Source organism: Mycobacterium sp. NGS40 (genome assembly GCF_059812735.1).
The window spans coordinates 1-15,437 of record NZ_JCALDG010000001.1 but is presented as its reverse complement, the minus strand read 5'-3'; the positions used below and the strand labels follow the sequence as shown (position 1 = coordinate 15,437).

The 15,437-nt window shown below is 68.2% G+C and carries 12 protein-coding genes; 8 read left to right on the top strand and 4 right to left on the bottom strand.

Annotation, left to right across the window (positions count from 1 at the left end; all coding sequences use genetic code 11):
- Window positions 1-71 precede the first annotated feature (71 nt).
- Both AC5Y5O_RS00060 and AC5Y5O_RS00055 read left to right on the top strand, forming a co-directional pair.
- Window positions 72-1,448, top strand: coding sequence for a 3-oxoacyl-ACP reductase (locus tag AC5Y5O_RS00060; RefSeq protein ID WP_096283970.1), 1,377 nt, complete (start codon window positions 72-74; stop codon window positions 1,446-1,448).
- 73 nt (window positions 1,449-1,521) lie between these two features.
- The gene (locus AC5Y5O_RS00055; protein WP_500023203.1) at window positions 1,522-2,367 is read left to right on the top strand and encodes a MaoC/PaaZ C-terminal domain-containing protein; all 846 of its coding nucleotides are present in this window, start codon (window positions 1,522-1,524) and stop codon (window positions 2,365-2,367) included.
- Window positions 2,368-2,370: 3 nt separating this feature from the next.
- Here the strand turns inward: AC5Y5O_RS00055 and AC5Y5O_RS00050 are convergent, their stop codons facing one another.
- The 3 genes from AC5Y5O_RS00050 to AC5Y5O_RS00040 all read right to left on the bottom strand — a co-directional run bounded on the left by AC5Y5O_RS00050 (window position 2,371) and on the right by AC5Y5O_RS00040 (window position 5,490).
- Window positions 2,371-3,630 carry a chloride channel protein gene (locus tag AC5Y5O_RS00050; protein ID WP_096283966.1) on the bottom strand — a complete coding sequence of 420 codons (1,260 nt, stop codon included), beginning with the start codon at window positions 3,628-3,630 and terminating at the stop codon, window positions 2,371-2,373.
- Window positions 3,631-3,648: 18 nt separating this feature from the next.
- Entirely contained in the window at window positions 3,649-4,278 is a 630-nt protein-coding gene (locus tag AC5Y5O_RS00045; protein WP_096283964.1) for a TetR/AcrR family transcriptional regulator, read from the bottom strand.
- 66 nt (window positions 4,279-4,344) lie between these two features.
- The gene (locus AC5Y5O_RS00040; protein WP_096283962.1) at window positions 4,345-5,490 is read right to left on the bottom strand and encodes a glycoside hydrolase family 3 N-terminal domain-containing protein; all 1,146 of its coding nucleotides are present in this window, start codon (window positions 5,488-5,490) and stop codon (window positions 4,345-4,347) included.
- Window positions 5,491-5,617: 127 nt separating this feature from the next.
- On the opposite strand from AC5Y5O_RS00040, the gene AC5Y5O_RS00035 reads away from it, so the two are divergent.
- From AC5Y5O_RS00035 to AC5Y5O_RS00015, 5 genes are all read left to right on the top strand, one after another.
- On the top strand, window positions 5,618-5,878 hold the full coding sequence (locus tag AC5Y5O_RS00035; RefSeq protein ID WP_500023200.1) for a DUF2613 family protein: 261 nt from the start codon (window positions 5,618-5,620) through the stop codon (window positions 5,876-5,878).
- Window positions 5,879-5,966: 88 nt separating this feature from the next.
- Window positions 5,967-6,173, top strand: coding sequence for a DUF2613 family protein (locus tag AC5Y5O_RS00030; RefSeq protein WP_096283958.1), 207 nt, complete (start codon window positions 5,967-5,969; stop codon window positions 6,171-6,173).
- A gap of 86 nt (window positions 6,174-6,259) precedes the next feature.
- Window positions 6,260-6,433, top strand: a complete 174-nt coding sequence (locus AC5Y5O_RS00025) for a DUF2613 domain-containing protein (RefSeq protein ID WP_066947240.1) — start codon at window positions 6,260-6,262, stop codon at window positions 6,431-6,433.
- A gap of 49 nt (window positions 6,434-6,482) precedes the next feature.
- On the top strand, window positions 6,483-10,739 hold the full coding sequence (locus tag AC5Y5O_RS00020) for an alpha-(1->3)-arabinofuranosyltransferase domain-containing protein (protein ID WP_500023197.1): 4,257 nt from the start codon (window positions 6,483-6,485) through the stop codon (window positions 10,737-10,739).
- A gap of 67 nt (window positions 10,740-10,806) precedes the next feature.
- On the top strand, window positions 10,807-12,249 hold the full coding sequence (locus tag AC5Y5O_RS00015; RefSeq protein ID WP_096283956.1) for a lipase maturation factor family protein: 1,443 nt from the start codon (window positions 10,807-10,809) through the stop codon (window positions 12,247-12,249).
- A 37-nt stretch (window positions 12,250-12,286) separates the two neighbouring features.
- On the opposite strand, the gene AC5Y5O_RS00010 is transcribed toward AC5Y5O_RS00015, so the two are convergent.
- Window positions 12,287-13,933, bottom strand: a complete 1,647-nt coding sequence (locus tag AC5Y5O_RS00010) for an acetolactate synthase large subunit (RefSeq protein WP_096283954.1) — start codon at window positions 13,931-13,933, stop codon at window positions 12,287-12,289.
- Between the two features lie 81 nt (window positions 13,934-14,014).
- Here AC5Y5O_RS00010 and AC5Y5O_RS00005 point away from each other — a divergent pair, with 81 nt between their 5' ends.
- The gene (locus AC5Y5O_RS00005) at window positions 14,015-15,430 is read left to right on the top strand and encodes an NADP-dependent succinic semialdehyde dehydrogenase (RefSeq protein WP_096283952.1); all 1,416 of its coding nucleotides are present in this window, start codon (window positions 14,015-14,017) and stop codon (window positions 15,428-15,430) included.
- Window positions 15,431-15,437: the final 7 nt, after the last annotated feature.

Sequence of the window (15,437 nt, the reverse complement as noted above, 5' to 3'; positions counted from 1 at the left end):
TCTTACTCTGCAGTAAGTTCGTGCCCGATACGGTTGGCTCGTACGGCACTCAAGAAACGGAAGGCAGCTCAGTGGCTCCCAATCGTTCGTCCGATCTGTTCTCACAGGTGGTCAACTCCGCTCCCGGCTCCTTTTTGGCGAAGCAACTTGGTGTTCCGCAACCCGAGCACCTGCGCCGCTACTCCGCCGGTGACGCGCCACTGCCCGGATCCTTGCTGATCGGCGGCCCACCCGACCAGCAAGGCAGGGTGGTCGAGCCGCTGCGGGCGGCGCTGGACGGCGACTACGACGTGGTCAGCAACAATCTGGGTGGCCGCTGGGCCGACCGATTCGGCGGGCTGGTCTTCGACGCCACCGGCATTGCGGCGCCCAAGGGCCTCAAGGCGCTGCACGATTTCTTCACACCGCTGCTGCGCAATCTCGCCCACTGCGCGCGCGTGGTTGTGGTCGGCACCACACCCGACGCCGCCGGCAGCACCGACGAGCGGATCGCGCAGCGCGCGCTGGAGGGCTTCACCCGCTCGCTGGGCAAGGAGCTGCGCCACGGCTCGACCGTGGCGCTGGTCTACCTGTCACCGGACGCCAAACCGGCCGCGACGGGCCTGGAATCGACTCTGCGGTTTATCCTTTCGGCTAAGTCGGCCTATGTTGACGGCCAGGTCTTCTATCTGGGTGCCGATGACTCCACCCCGCCGGCCGACTGGGACCGGCCGCTGGACGGCAAGGTGGCGATTGTGACCGGTGCCGCCCGCGGCATCGGCGCGACGATCGCCGAGGTGTTCGCCCGCGACGGTGCGCGCGTCGTCGCGATCGACGTGGAGTCCAGTGCCGAGGCACTGGCCGAAACGGCGAGCCGGGTTGGCGGCACCGCGCTTTGGCTCGACGTCACCGCCGACGATGCCGTCGACAAGATCACCGAGCACCTGCGCGACCACTACGCCGGGCACGCCGATGTGCTGGTCAACAACGCCGGCATCACGCGCGACAAGCTGCTGGCCAACATGGACGACGCCCGCTGGGACTCCGTCCTGGCCGTGAATCTGCTTGCCCCGCAACGACTTACCGAAGGGCTGATCGGCAACGGCAGCATCGGCGAAGGGGGCCGGGTGATCGGCTTATCGTCGATGGCCGGTATCGCCGGCAACCGCGGACAGACGAACTACGCCACCACGAAGGCCGGGATGATCGGCCTCACCCAGGCGCTGGCGCCGGAGCTGCACGAGAAGGGCATCACGATCAACGCGGTGGCACCGGGATTCATCGAAACCAAGATGACAGAAGCGATTCCGCTCGCCACCCGCGAGGTGGGCCGCCGGATGAACTCACTGCTGCAGGGCGGGCAACCGGTCGACGTCGCCGAGGCGATCGCCTACTTCGCCAGCCCGGCGTCAAACGCGGTGACCGGCAACGTCATTCGCGTCTGCGGCCAGGCCATGCTGGGCGCTTGAGTCCGGTGACGATGCGGGCCGCAACGGCCCGCTGAGGAGGCGGACAAATCCAGCCGGAGTTCAAGGAGAACGAATGAATCAGCCAAGCGGCCTGCGGAACATGCTGCGAGCGGCCGCCGGGGCGCTGCCCCTGGTGTCCCGGACGGATCAGCTGCCCAGTCGCACGGCGACCGTCGAGGAACTGCCGATCGACCGCACGAACGTGGCCGAGTACGCCGCGATCACGGGTTTGCGCTACGGCAACAACGTGCCGCTCACCTATCCGTTCGCGCTGACCTTTCCGGCACTGATGTCGTTGGTGACGGGTTTTGACTTCCCTTTCGCCGCAATCGGTTCGGTGCATACCGAGAACCACATCACGCAGTACCGGCCGATCGCGGTCACCGACACCGTCGGGGTGCGGGTGCACGCCGAGAATCTGCGCGAGCACCGCAAGGGCCTACTCGTCGACCTGGTGACCGACGTGAGCGTCGGCAACGAAACCGCATGGCATCAGGTGACGACCTTCCTGCATCAGCAGCGCACCAGCTTGTCCGACGAACCCAAACCCCCGCCGCAGAAGCAGCCGAAGCTGCCGCCACCGCCCGCGCTGCTGCGGATTACGCCCGGTCAGATCCGCCGCTACGCGGTCATCGGCGGTGATCACAACCCGATCCACACCAACCCGATCGCTGCCAGGCTATTCGGATTCCCGACTGTTATTGCGCACGGAATGTTCAGTGCCGCAGCAGTATTGGCTAATATCGAAGCCCGGCTACCCGATGCGGTGAAGTACTCGGTGCGGTTCGGCAAGCCGGTGATCCTGCCCGCGACCATGGGCCTCTACATCGAGGAAAACGACCGGGGCAGCTGGGAGCTCGCCCTGCGCAACATCGCCAAGGGCTATCCGCATCTGACCGGAACAGTCCGGCCGCTGTAGAGCTCAGCCGGCGCGTTCGTCCTGCTTCTGTCCGCGCACGCTGAGCAGTTTTTTGAGGCCGTGGGCGCCGGTCGCGGTCAGCAGGAAAACTCCGAACAGCCATAGCGGCGGCCGGGCCAGCTCCCAGACGAAGATCGCGGCCCAGATCGGTGAGCCCTGGGTGACCGCGAGCACCCCGGCGGCGCCGGCCAGCGAAACGGCCGGCACATGCAAATGCGCTCCGGTCAGCCAATTGATGGCCAGCACCAACGCCGTACCGGTAGCGGCGCCGGTGGCCAGCGACGGCGTGAGCATTCCGCCGGCACCCCCGGCCCGCAGGAACAGGGCGGTCAGTAACGGCTTCAGCACCAGGATCGCGGTCGCCGCGGTCAGTGTCAGGCCGCTGGCCAGGCTGACGGTCAGGATGCTGCGCCCATTGCCGGGCAGTTCGGGCCACCAATGCGAGCAGATGCCCATCACCAGCCCGGCGCCGGCGAGCGCGGGAATCAGCACCCAGCTGCGGATCTGGCGGGCGGGGCGCGCCACCGACATCAGCCGGTTGAACGCCAGTCCCACCGCAAGGGCGAACGGCGCCAGTATCAATCCGTGTGCGGTCAGCAGGTAGGTGGACTCCCCGATCGGCCACGCAAGGTTGGGCTGATCGCGGGTGATGGCCGAGCCGATCGCGACGGCCAGGCTGGAGGTCAGGCATGCCGCGCCCAGCGCCCGCGGGTGCCAGGTGTTGAGCATGATCCGCACCGAGAACAGCGCACCGGCCAGCGGCACGGCGTACACCGCCCCCAGCCCGGCCCCGGCCGCGCAGGCCAGCAGGATCTCGCGGTCGCGGCCGGACAGTCGACGCAGCCAGCCCGTCGCGAAATCACTTAGTGCCGCAGCGAATTGGCGTGGCGCACCTTCCCGGCCCAGGGACGCCCCAGAACCGACCAACAACACCTGCAGCATCGCGTCGATGCTCCACGACAGCCGGGGTATCCGCTCGTGGCGGGCGATGGTTCCGGCCAGCGGCGGCACTTCGGCCCGGCGCCGCAAAATCCACCAGCCCAGCCCGGCCAGCGACGCGCCGACCATCGGTCCCAGCGCGCGGCGCACCGGGCTGCTGCCGGCGACCCCGACCAGCAAAGTGCCGAAACTGTAGTTGTAGGTCAGGTGCTGAACAAAGCGCAGCACGAACGTCGTCGAGAGGCCGGCGACCCCGGCCAACAATCCCACAATGACGACGGCACAGAAGAAGTCGACATTGCGACCCGAGGTCCAGGCGCGCACGCGGGGCACTGCACGAATCTAGCCCGCGTTGCGTGTCGAGGCGCTGGCGTCCTGATCCACCGGCACGCCGCGAAGGCCGTGCCAGAACAGGTCGATCATCAGCTCGGCCGCCTCGTCGACGTCGATATCGCCGGTGGACAGCCGGTTGGCCATCGCCTCGCCGGCGCCCACCAGCGCGACGGCCATCATCTGGTGCTCGGCGTCGGTGCGCGGCGTGCGGCTGTTTTCCCGCACCAACCCGGCCACCAGCTCGATGATCTGCTCGCGTCCCTCGCGCACGGTGTGGGCGAACGCCTGCGAGCTGATGGCCTGGGTGTACATCACGATCCAGGACGCCCGGTTGGCGTCGATGTAGCGCAGGAACGAGCCGATGGTGTTGCGCAGCAAGTCCCTCGGGCTTTGGGTGAAGTCGATGTCGGCGCGCACCGCGTCGATGAACCGGGTCATCTCGCGATTCAGGCAGGCGCCGAACAGGTCCTCTTTGGAGCCGTAATACAGGTAGAGCATCGGCTTGGAAATCTCGGCCGCGGCGGCGATGGTGTCCATCGACGTCTCGTGATAGCCGTTGACCGAGAACATCTGCACGGCGGCGTCGAGCATTTGCTGTTCCCGGACAGCACGCGGTAGCCGCTTGGTACCACCTGCCATCGCTGCGCCCTTTCAAGCCCGTCGGGCTCTGTCAATCTGACTCCAGGGTAACGATCGAGCGGCCGTTCAGTGTCCACACGTCCGGGCGGGTCCCTTCATCGCCGCCACCCGGACCAGCGATTGGTCCACCCCCGGCAACGCCAATTCGCCTGCGGATACTGCCTTTTCGAGACGGTCCAGGACCGCGGGGACTTCGTCGGTGGTGACCCACAGCGCGACATCGATACCCGCCTGCAGACTCCGCAGCGCCGCTTCGGCAACGCCGAAACGATCGGAGATCGCGGCCATGCTGGACAGATCGTCGCTGAACACCGGCCCGTTGAAGGGCGGGGCCCCGTAACCGATGCCGTCGCGCAGCAATTGCACCGCGGGCCGGCTCAAACTGGCCGGGTCGTCGCCGGTCAGCCCGGGAACCTGCAGGTGGCCCACCATGACAGCGACCGGTGTCGCGGTGATCAGCGTCCGGTAGGGCACCAGGTCGCTGGTTTGCAGATCGCTCAGCGGCGGCGTGACGACACCGCCCTTGTGCGAATCCCCGGACCCGTGCCCGTGGCCGGGGAAGTGTTTGAGCACCGGCAGCACTCCGGCGTCGCGCAGGCCCTGCGCGTAGGCCCCGGCGTACGCGGTGACGACGGCCGGGTCGTTGCTGAACGAGCGGTTCCCGATCACGTCGTCGTCCGGCTCGTCGGACACATCGACCACCGGCGCGAAGTCGACGGTGATACCCAGGTCATGCATCTTCTTGCCGCGCTGGGCCGCCTGGTCGTGGACCTGTTCGACGGTTTGGCTCTGGGCCAGCTGCCGCGGTGAGGGCGCGGTACCGATCAGCGATTTCAGCCGCGATACCCGGCCGCCTTCTTCGTCGACGCTGACCGCCAGCGGCAGGGGCCCCGCGTTGCCCGCGATCTCGGCCAATGGGCCCTTGAAGATGTCCAGGTCCGTCCAGCTGCCGATGAAGATGCCGCCGACGTGGTAGCCGTTGACCACCGCGCGGGCGTCGTCGGCGTTCTTCACCCCGACCATCAGCAACTGGGCCAGCTTGTCGCGGGTGGACAGCTTGGCCGTGGGATCACCGCAAACCGGTGGCGCCGGAGGTGCGGCGACCACCTTGCTGCTCGTGCTGGATGCGGGGGGCCGGCCGGTGTCGTGTCCACACGCCGCCACCACAGCGGTGGCGGCGGCCAGCACGGCCAGGGTGCGCGGAAAAGGCATCGGGACATGGTGTCACGACGGCTGTGCGCATTGATGCGCGCCCGACCGGGCGAATTCCGTGGTCACCGAGTGTCGACCCGGGATAAGTTAGCTACGGCTCATCAGCTCGGGGAGGGAGGAGGCAGCGATGACTGCCTTCACGCTGGCGGCCGCGGCAGGTATCGCCGCGGGTTTGGCGATCGGTGCCGTCGCAACCGTCGGCGTCACGCTCGCCGCCGAGGACCACACGATGGTGCCGGCCCGAGCCCCGTCCCATCCGTCCTCGCACTACCTCGTGCAGTACGGCGACCGGTGCATCGGCGGGTACTGCTTACCGTGCGACAGCCCGGATAACTGCCTGAACCAGATCCCGCCGATTCCGGGACTGCCGCCGGAACTGCAGCCCTGACGCGACTCGCGGCCGTCGTCACGCATTTCCGATCCCGCCCCGGTTAGGTTGGCCACAGACCTGTGACTGGCAAGGGGAGGAGCCAGCGATGCCCGGGTTCGCGCTGGCCGCGGCCATCGGCATCGCGGCGGGGCTGACGATCGGCGCCGCCGCGACCGTCGGCGTCACGCTCACCGTCGAGGACCATCGGCTGGAGCCCGTACCAAGCGCGCCGGCCATCCCCAGTCCCGCGGGACCGTATCTGGTGAACTATGGCTCCCGCTGTTGGCATGGGCATTGCGTGCCATGGCCATGACTCGCGGTCCGCGGACCGGGACGGCCGTTCTGCTAGGTTGACTTCTGGGTAGTCCCCCGTGACGCCCGCGAAACCCTAGGAGACCGATGAACCGGATCATTGCGCCCGCCGCCGCGAGCGTGGTGGTTGGTTTGTTGCTGGGCGCGGCCGCGATCTTCGGTGTCACGCTGATGGTGCAACAGGACACGAAGCCGCCACTCCCCGGGGGCGATCCGCAGTCGTCAGTGCTCAACCGGGTCGAGTACGGCAACCGTAGCTAGCTCCGCGGCAACGACTCCGTCGGCGGCGCCCGCGGAATCGGACGCGGGCTTGTCCGTCACACCGCTGTCGCGACGCTGGCTGTTGCTGGTGGGCGCGGTGTGCCTGGCGCTGACGTTGGCGCAATCGCCCGGACAGGTGTCCCCGGACACCAAGCTGGACCTGACGGCCAACCCGCTGCGCTTCCTGGCCCGCGCGACAAACCTGTGGAACAGCGAGCTGCCATTCGGCCAGACGCAGAACCAGGCTTACGGCTATCTGTTTCCGCACGGCGCATTCTTCGCAATCGGCCACCTGCTCGGTGTGCCGGGCTGGATGACCCAGCGACTGTGGTGGGCATTGCTGCTGACGGTCGGCTTCTGGGGCTTGCTGCGGGTCGCCGAGGCGCTGGGGATCGGCAGCCCGACATCGCGTCTGATCGCGGCCGCCGCGTTCGCGCTGAGCCCGCGGGTACTGACCACTCTCGGCTCGATCTCGTCGGAGACCTTGCCGATCATGCTGGCGCCGTGGGTTTTGCTGCCGACGATCCTGGCTTTGCGGGGCGGCAGATCGGTGCGGGCACTGGCCGGCCAAGCGGGGCTGGCGGTCGCTCTGATGGGCGCGGTCAACGCCATCGCCACGCTGGCGGGTTGCCTGCCGGCGGTGATCTGGTGGGCCTGTCATCGGCCGAATCGCTTGTGGTGGCGCTACACGGGATGGTGGCTGTTGAGCCTTGTGCTGGCGATGCTGTGGTGGGTCGTCGCGCTGGTGCTGCTGCGTAACGTCAGCCCGCCGTTCCTGGACTTCATCGAATCCTCGGGGGTGACGACGCAATGGTCGTCACTGGTCGAGATGTTGCGAGGGACCGACAGCTGGACGCCGTTCGTGGCCCCGACCGCGACCGCGGGCGCGCCGCTGGTGACCGGATCGGCGGCCATCCTGGCGACCTGTCTGGTCGCGGCGGCCGGGTTGGCCGGGCTCGCCCACCCCGCGACGCCGGCCCGCGGACGGCTGGTGGCGATGCTGCTGGTCGGGGTGGTGCTGATGGCCGTCGGCTATAGCGGCGGGTTGGGCTCGCCGCTGGCACACCAAGTGCAGCTGTTCCTGGACGCCGCGGGCGCACCGCTGCGCAACGTGCACAAGCTGGAGTCGGTCATCCGGATTCCGATCGTGCTGGGCGTCGCGGCGTTGCTGGGCCGGGTACCTCTTCCTGGCTGGGGGCCGGGTAGCGTGCCGCGAGCGCAGTGGGTGGCTGCCTTCGCCCACCCCGAACGCGACAAGCGGGTCGCCGTGACGGTGGTGGTGCTGACCGCGCTGATGGTCAGCACCTCGCTGGCATGGACCGCCCGGCTCACCCCGCCGGGCACATTCAGCGCGATCCCCCGCTACTGGCACGACGCCGCCGACTGGCTCAGTGCGCACAACACCGGAACCCCCACGCCCGGAAGGGTTTTGGTGGTCCCGGGGGCACCGTTCGCGACGCAGACGTGGGGCACCACCCACGACGAGCCGCTGCAGGTGCTCGGCACCAGCCCGTGGGGTGTGCGCGACTCCATCCCGTTGACCCCGCCGCAGACCATCCGGGCGCTGGATTCCGTGCAGCGCCTGTTCGCCGCCGGTATCCCGTCGGCGGGACTCGCCGATACGCTTGCCCGCCAAGGCATTTCGTATGTGGTGGTGCGCAACGACCTGGATCCCGACACGTCGCGTTCGGCGCGCCCGATCCTGGTGCACCGCGCGGTCGAAGGCTCGCCGCGACTGGAGAAGGTGGCGCAGTTCGGCGAGCCGGTGGGGCCCGGCACCTTGCCGGGGTTCGTCGCCGACAGCGGGCTGCGGCCGAGCTACCCGGCGGTCGAGATCTATCGGGTGGCCGCTGCCGGCAATCCCGGCGCGCCCTACCTGGCCGACGTCGATCAGTTGTCCCGCATCGACGGCGGACCCGAAGTGCTGCTGCGGCTCGACGAACGGCGCCGGCTGCTGGGCCAACCGCCACTGGGTCCGGTGCTGCTGACCGCCGACGCCCGGGGGGCGAGGCTGCCGATGCCCCCCAACGCTGGGGTGACCGTGACGGACACCCCGACGGCACGGGAGACCGACTACGGCCGCGTCGACCAACACTCGTCGGCGATCCGGGCCGACGGCGACACCCGGCACACCTTCAACCGGGTGCCCGACTATCCGGTCCCGGGCACCGACCCGATATTCGGCGGGTGGAACGGCGGCCGGATCACGGTCTCGAGTTCGTCGTCGGATTCGACCGCCATGCCCGATGTGGCTCCGGCGACCTCCCCCGCCGCCGCGATCGACGGCGATCCGGCAACCGCGTGGGTGACCAACGCCCTGCAAGCCGCGGTCGGGCAGTGGATGCAGGTGAACTTCGATCACCCGGTGACCAACGCGGCGCTCACCCTCACACCCAGCGCGACCGCGGTGGGTTCCCAGGTCCGTCGCATCGCGATCGACACCGCCACCGGCAGCACCACGCTGCGCTTCGATCAGCCCGGCAAACCGCTCACCGTGGCGCTGCCCTACGGCGAAACCCCGTGGGTGCGGATCACCGCCGCCGGCACCGACGACGGATCCAGCGGCGTGCAGTTCGGCATCACCGACCTGTCGATCACCCAGTACGACGCCTCGGGTTTCGCGCACCCGGTCGACCTGCGGCATACCGTGCGGGTGCCCGGCCCGCCGCCGGGTTCGGCGGTCACCGGCTGGGATCTGGGTTCCGAGCTGCTCGGCCGGCCGGGCTGTGCCGCGGCCGGTGACAGCGTGCGCTGCGCGCCGTCGATGGCGCTGGCTCCGGAGGAGCCGGTCAATTTCAGCCGCACCCTGACGGTTTCGGCGCCGGTGTCGGTGACCCCGCGGTTGTGGGTGCGGCCGCGCCAGGGCCCCCGCTTGGCCGACCTGATCGCCGAGCCGAATACCACTCGGGCCCAAGGTGATTCGGACACGGTGGACATCCTGGGTTCGGCCTATGCGGCCACCGACGGCGATCCGGCCACCGCCTGGACGGCGCCGCAGCGCGTGGTGCAACACCGCAGCGCGCCGACGCTGACGCTAGTCCTGCCCAGGCCGACCGAGGTCGCGGGTCTGCGGCTGTTGCCCAGCCGGTCGACGTTGCCCGCGCAGCCGACGGTAGTGGCCGTCAACCTCGGCGACGGCCCGCAGGTCCGCAAACTCACGCCGAGCGACGAAGGCGCCGCCCGGCCGCAAACGCTGTCGCTGCGCCCGCGGGTCACCGACACCGTCACCGTCAGCCTGATGGACTGGCAAGACGTCATCGACCGCAACGCGCTGGGCTTCGACCAGCTCAAGCCGCCGGGCCTGGCCGAGATCGCGGCGCTGGGCGCCGACGGCAATCCGATCGCCCCCGCCGACGCGGCGCGCAACCGGTCACGCGAGATCGTCGTCGACTGCGACCATGGCCCGGTCATCGCGGTCGCGGGCCGGTTCGTGCACACCTCGATCCGGACCACGGCACAAGCGCTGCTCAACGGCGAGCCGACACCGGTGAGCACCTGCGATCCCAATCCGATCGCGTTGCCGACCGGGCAACAGGAATTGCTGATCAGTCCCGGCGCCCAGTTCGTCGTGGACGGGGCACAACTGTCGACCGTCGAATCGCCCAGCCCCACCGGGGTTTCGACGATGCCGGCCGCGACGGGTGCGTGGGGGCCCGACCGCCGCGAAATCCGGGCCCCCGCATCCTCCGCCTCGCGGGTGCTGGTCATTCCCGAAAGCATCAACCCGGGCTGGGTCGCACGCACCAGCACCGGGACCCGCTTGACGCCGGTGGCCGTCAACGGGTGGCAGCAGGGCTGGGTGGTGCCCCCCGGAGATCCCGGCACCATCACGCTGAGCTTCGCATCCAACTCGCTGTACCGGGTCGGGCTGGCCGCGGGCCTGGCGTTGCTGCCGCTGTTGGCCATGCTCGCGTTGTGGCGCCGGCGCGCCCGTTCCGACGACCCACCCGCGTCACCATGGTCGCCGGGGCCCTGGGCGGTGGTGCCGCTGTTGGCGGCCGGGGCGCTGATCGCCGGCGTGGCCGGGGTCGCCGTGGTCGGCGCCGCGCTCGGCCTGCGGTACGCGCTGCGCCATCGCGAGCGGTTGCGCGACCGGACCACCATCGCCGCCAGTGCGGGCGGACTGATTCTGGCCGGCGCGGCGCTGTCGCGCCATCCCTGGCGGTCGGTCGACGGGTACTCCGGCCATTGGGCGAATGTTCAACTGCTGGCGATGATTTCGCTGGCTGTGCTCGCCACCTCGGTGGTCGCCATGCCGGATCGCGGGCACCCGCGCACGGCGAATGACGTTTCGGGCGTTGGCTAGCCGTTTATCGGCTGGTTGACTGGATACGCGGAATCGTATGACCGCCGCTGTCCGAGGAGTTGTGGCCATGGACTGGTTTTCAGCCCCCGACTACTGGTTGGGCAGGTTCGTGCTCGAGCGCGGCGCGGCGGCCATCTACCTGATCGCGTTCGTCGCCGCCGCGCTGCAGTTCCGCGCCCTGATCGGCGAGCACGGAATCCTGCCGGTGCCGCGATTTTTGGCGGGGCAGTCAGCGTGGAGATCGCCCAGCATCTTTGCGCTGCACTACTCCGATCGGCTGTTCGCCTCGGTGTCCTGGCTCGGCACCGCGCTGTCGGCGGCCGTCGTCGCCGGTGCGGCCGACGTGCTGCCGCTCTGGGCCGCGATGTCGGTCTGGCTGACTCTGTGGGTGCTCTACCTTTCGATCGTCAACGTCGGACAAGCGTGGTATTCGTTCGGCTGGGAATCCCTGTTGCTGGAAAGCGGATTCCTGATGATCTTCCTCGGCAACGATCACGTCGCTCCGCCGGTGCTGACGTTGTGGATGGCGCGACTGCTGCTGTTTCGGGTCGAGTTCGGCGCCGGGCTGATCAAGATGCGCGGTGACGCCTGCTGGCGCGACCTGACCTGCCTGTACTACCACCACGAAACCCAGCCGATGCCGGGTCCGCTGAGTTGGTTCTTCCATCACCTGCCCAAGCCGCTGCATCGAATCGAAGTGGCGGGCAACCACTTCGCGCAGCTGGTGGTCCCGTTCGGGTTGTTCGCGCCCCAACCGGTGGCCAGCGTGGCCGCGGCGATCATTGTGCTGACCCAGCTGTGGCTGGTGCTTTCGGGCAACTTCGCCTGGCTAAACTGGCTGACGATCGTGCTGGCGTTCAGCGCCATCGACGATTCGACGGCCGCCCCGCTGGTGTCGATACCCGGACATCTCGCGGTGTCGGCGGCGCCGCTGTGGTTTGCCACCCTGGTGGTGGGCTTCGCCGGCGCGGTGCTGTTCCTGACCTACTGGCCGGTGCGCAACATGCTGTCACCGCGTCAGCGAATGAACATGTCGTTCAACCCATTTCACTTGGTGAACACCTACGGCGCCTTCGGCAACATCGGCCGTGTCCGCCGCGAGGTGGTGATCGAAGGCACCGACGAACCGCGACTCACCGCGCAGACAGTGTGGAAGGAATACGAATTCAAGGGCAAACCCGGCGCTCCCGGGCGGTTGCCACGCCAGTGGGCGCCCTACCATTTGCGGCTGGACTGGCTGATGTGGTTCGCCGCCATCTCCCCGGCTTACGCCCAGCCGTGGCTGAAGCCGTTTATGCAACGACTGCTGCGCAACGACCGGGCTACGCTGCGGCTGTTGCGGCACAATCCTTTTCCGGACTCGCCGCCGCGGTATGTGCGCGCGCAGCTCTACCAGTACCGCTTCAGCACACCGGTGGAATTGCGGCGCGATCGGGTCTGGTGGCACCGCGCGCTGGTGGGCCAATATGTTTCGCCGATGACGTTGCACAAAACGGCGAAAAACACCTAACCTCGACGGTCGGGCCGGTTTCCGGAGGGCGGAAGGCCTACAGCGTTTCGTCCAGTTCGCCGAGCCGGTCGGTCAGCCGCAGATTCTCGGAGTAGTCCACCGGGCAGGCGATCAGCGAAACCCCATCATCGGCGAGCGCGGCCTGCAGCGTCGGCAACAACTCGTCGGCGCTGGTGATCCGATATCCATTGGCGCCAAAGCTTTCGGCGTACTTGACGATATCGGGGTTGTCGAACTTCACGTAGTAGTGGTTGCCGAGCTCGAGGTCCATCTTCCACTCGATCAGGCCGTAGCCGCCGTCCTCCCAGATCAACACCACCAGGGGGATCTTCTCGCGCACCGCGGTCTCGATTTCCTGCGAGTTCATCAAGAAGGCGCCGTCACCCACCACGGCGAGCACCTTGGACTCCGGCCGGGCCAGCTTGACTCCCAACGCTCCCGGCAGCGCAAAAGCCATGGTGGACAAGCCATTCGATACCAAGCAGGTGTTGCGCTCATAGGTCGGGTAGAGCCGGGCCATCCACATCTTGGTCGCACCGGTGTCGACCAGCACGACGTCGCTGCGGCCCAGCGCGGCCCGGATGTCGGCGACAACTCGCTGGGGCGCCAGCGGGTATCGCGAATCCTGTTGTCCCCGAGCGAATTCCTCGGCGAGCAGGCCGGACCCGGGTACCTCTTCGGCGTGCTCGATGCCGTGACCGGCCAGGGCCTCGGTCAGGGCGTTGAGCGAAGCAGTGATGTCGCCGATGATCCCGACGTCGACCGGGTAGTGCATGTCGACCTCGGCCGGGAAACGATGAATATGGATGATCTTCTTGTCGGCTTGCGGGTTGATTCGGACCGGGTCGAACTCCTGCAGTTCGTAGCCGACCGCGATCACGACGTCGGCGTTATCGAATCCGAAGTTGACGTAGTCGTGCCGCATGAACCCGATGGTCCCGATGGCGTTGGGGTGATCGTCGGGCATGACACCCTTGCCGTGGAAGGTGTTGGCGACCTGAATCCCGAAGTCCTCGGAGAACCGGACCAATGCCGCGGTGGCGTCGGCGCGCGCGGCGCCGTGCCCGGCCAGCACCACCGGCCGCTTGGCGCCGCGCAGGATTTCGACCGCGCGTTCGATCTGTCCGGGAGCCGGCGCCTCGGCGCGCACCACGTTGCGCGGCAGCGGGCTCAGCTCGTAGTCGGTCTCGTCGGCGTCGATGTGCTCGGGCACCGCGAGGTAGACCGCGGCCGGGCGTTCGGCCTCGGCCACCTTGAACGCCTTGCGGAACATCTCCGGGATCGCGCGTGCGGTGGGCACGCCGTCGGCCCAGCGGGTAATCGGGGCGAACATCGATACCAGGTCGACGTACTGGTGGGACTCCTTGAACTGGCGGTCCTGGCCGACCTGCGCGGAGATCGCCACCATCGGGGTGCTGTTCGTGGTGGCGTCGGCCACCCCGAGCTGCATGTTGATCGCACCCGGGCCCAACGTGGCCGAGACCACGGCCGCCCGGCCCGTCACACGCCCGTACATCTCGGCCATGAACGCCGCGGCCTGCTCGTGGCGGGTCAGCACGTAGCGGATCTGCGAGGACGCCAGGGCCTGCACGAACCGGATGTTCTCCTCCCCGGGCAGTCCGAAGACCACCTCCACACCCTCGTTTTCCAGGCACTTGACCATCAGCTCGGCCGCTTTGCTCATCCGGCACCTCCCTGGAGGGAACGATAGTGGCAGGCTAGATGTTGGACGTATTGCCAACCCTTAAACGCGAAGGATGTCAGCGTGCCTATTGCCACGATCAACCCGGCTACCGGCGAGACAGTCAAAACCTTCACGCCGGCCACGGACGAGGAAGTCGAGGCGGCGATCGCCCGCGCCTACGAGCGATTCCGCGACTATCGCCACAACACCACTTTCGCCCAGCGCGCCCAGTGGGCGAACGCCACCGCAGATCTGCTGGAAGCCGAGGCCGACGAGGTCGGCGCCATGATGACTCTGGAAATGGGCAAGACCCTGAAATCGGCCAAGGCCGAAGTCATCAAGTGCGCCAAGGGCTTTCGCTACTACGCGGATAATGCCGAGCAGCTGCTCGCCGACGAACCGGCCGACGCCAAGGCGGTGGGCGCCAAGCGCGCCTACACCCGTTATCAGCCGCTCGGCGTGGTGCTGGCCATCATGCCGTGGAACTTCCCGCTGTGGCAGGCCGTGCGGTTCGCCGCGCCCGCTCTGATGGCGGGAAACGTCGGCATCCTCAAGCACGCCTCCAACGTCCCGCAGTCGGCGCTGTATCTATCCGACGTCATCGCGCGCGGCGGCTTCCCCGAGGGCTGTTTCCAGACGCTGCTCGTCTCGTCCAGCGCCGTCGAGCGCATCCTGCGGGACCCGCGGGTGGCGGCGGCCACGCTGACCGGCAGCGAGCCGGCCGGCCAGTCCGTCGGCGCCATCGCCGGCGACGAGATCAAGCCCACCGTTCTCGAGCTCGGCGGCAGCGACCCGTTCATCGTGATGCCGTCGGCCAACCTCGACGAGGCCGTCAAGACCGCGGTCACCGCCCGGGTGCAGAACAACGGGCAGTCCTGCATCGCCGCCAAGCGGTTCATCGTGCACACCGACATCTACGACGCTTTCGTCGACAAGTTCGTCGAGCGCATGGCCGCGCTCAAGGTCGGCGACCCGACCGACCCGGACACCGACGTCGGCCCGCTGGCGACCGAATCGGGACGTGACGAGATCGCGAAGCAGGTCGACGCCGCCGCCGCGGCCGGCGCGAAGATTCCCCTGGGCGGCAAGACGCCCGAGGGGCCCGGGTGGTTCTACCCGCCGACGGTGGTCACCGACATCACCAAGGACATGGCGCTCTACACCGAGGAGGTGTTCGGTCCGGTCGCGTCGATGTACCGGGCCGCCGACATCGACGAGGCCATCGAAATCGCCAACGCCACCACCTTCGGGCTGGGTTCCAACGCCTGGACCAACGACGAGGCGGAGCAGCAGCGGTTCATCGACGACATCGAGGCCGGGCAGGTATTCATCAACGGGATGACGGTGTCCTATCCCGAACTCGGCTTCGGCGGCGTCAAGCGCTCCGGTTACGGCCGCGAGCTCGCGGGCTACGGCATCCGCGAGTTCTGCAACACCAAGACGGTGTGGGTTGGGGAATCCGACGAGGGCTCAGCCGCTGGCGCCAAAGTCGAGTGAGCGAGCG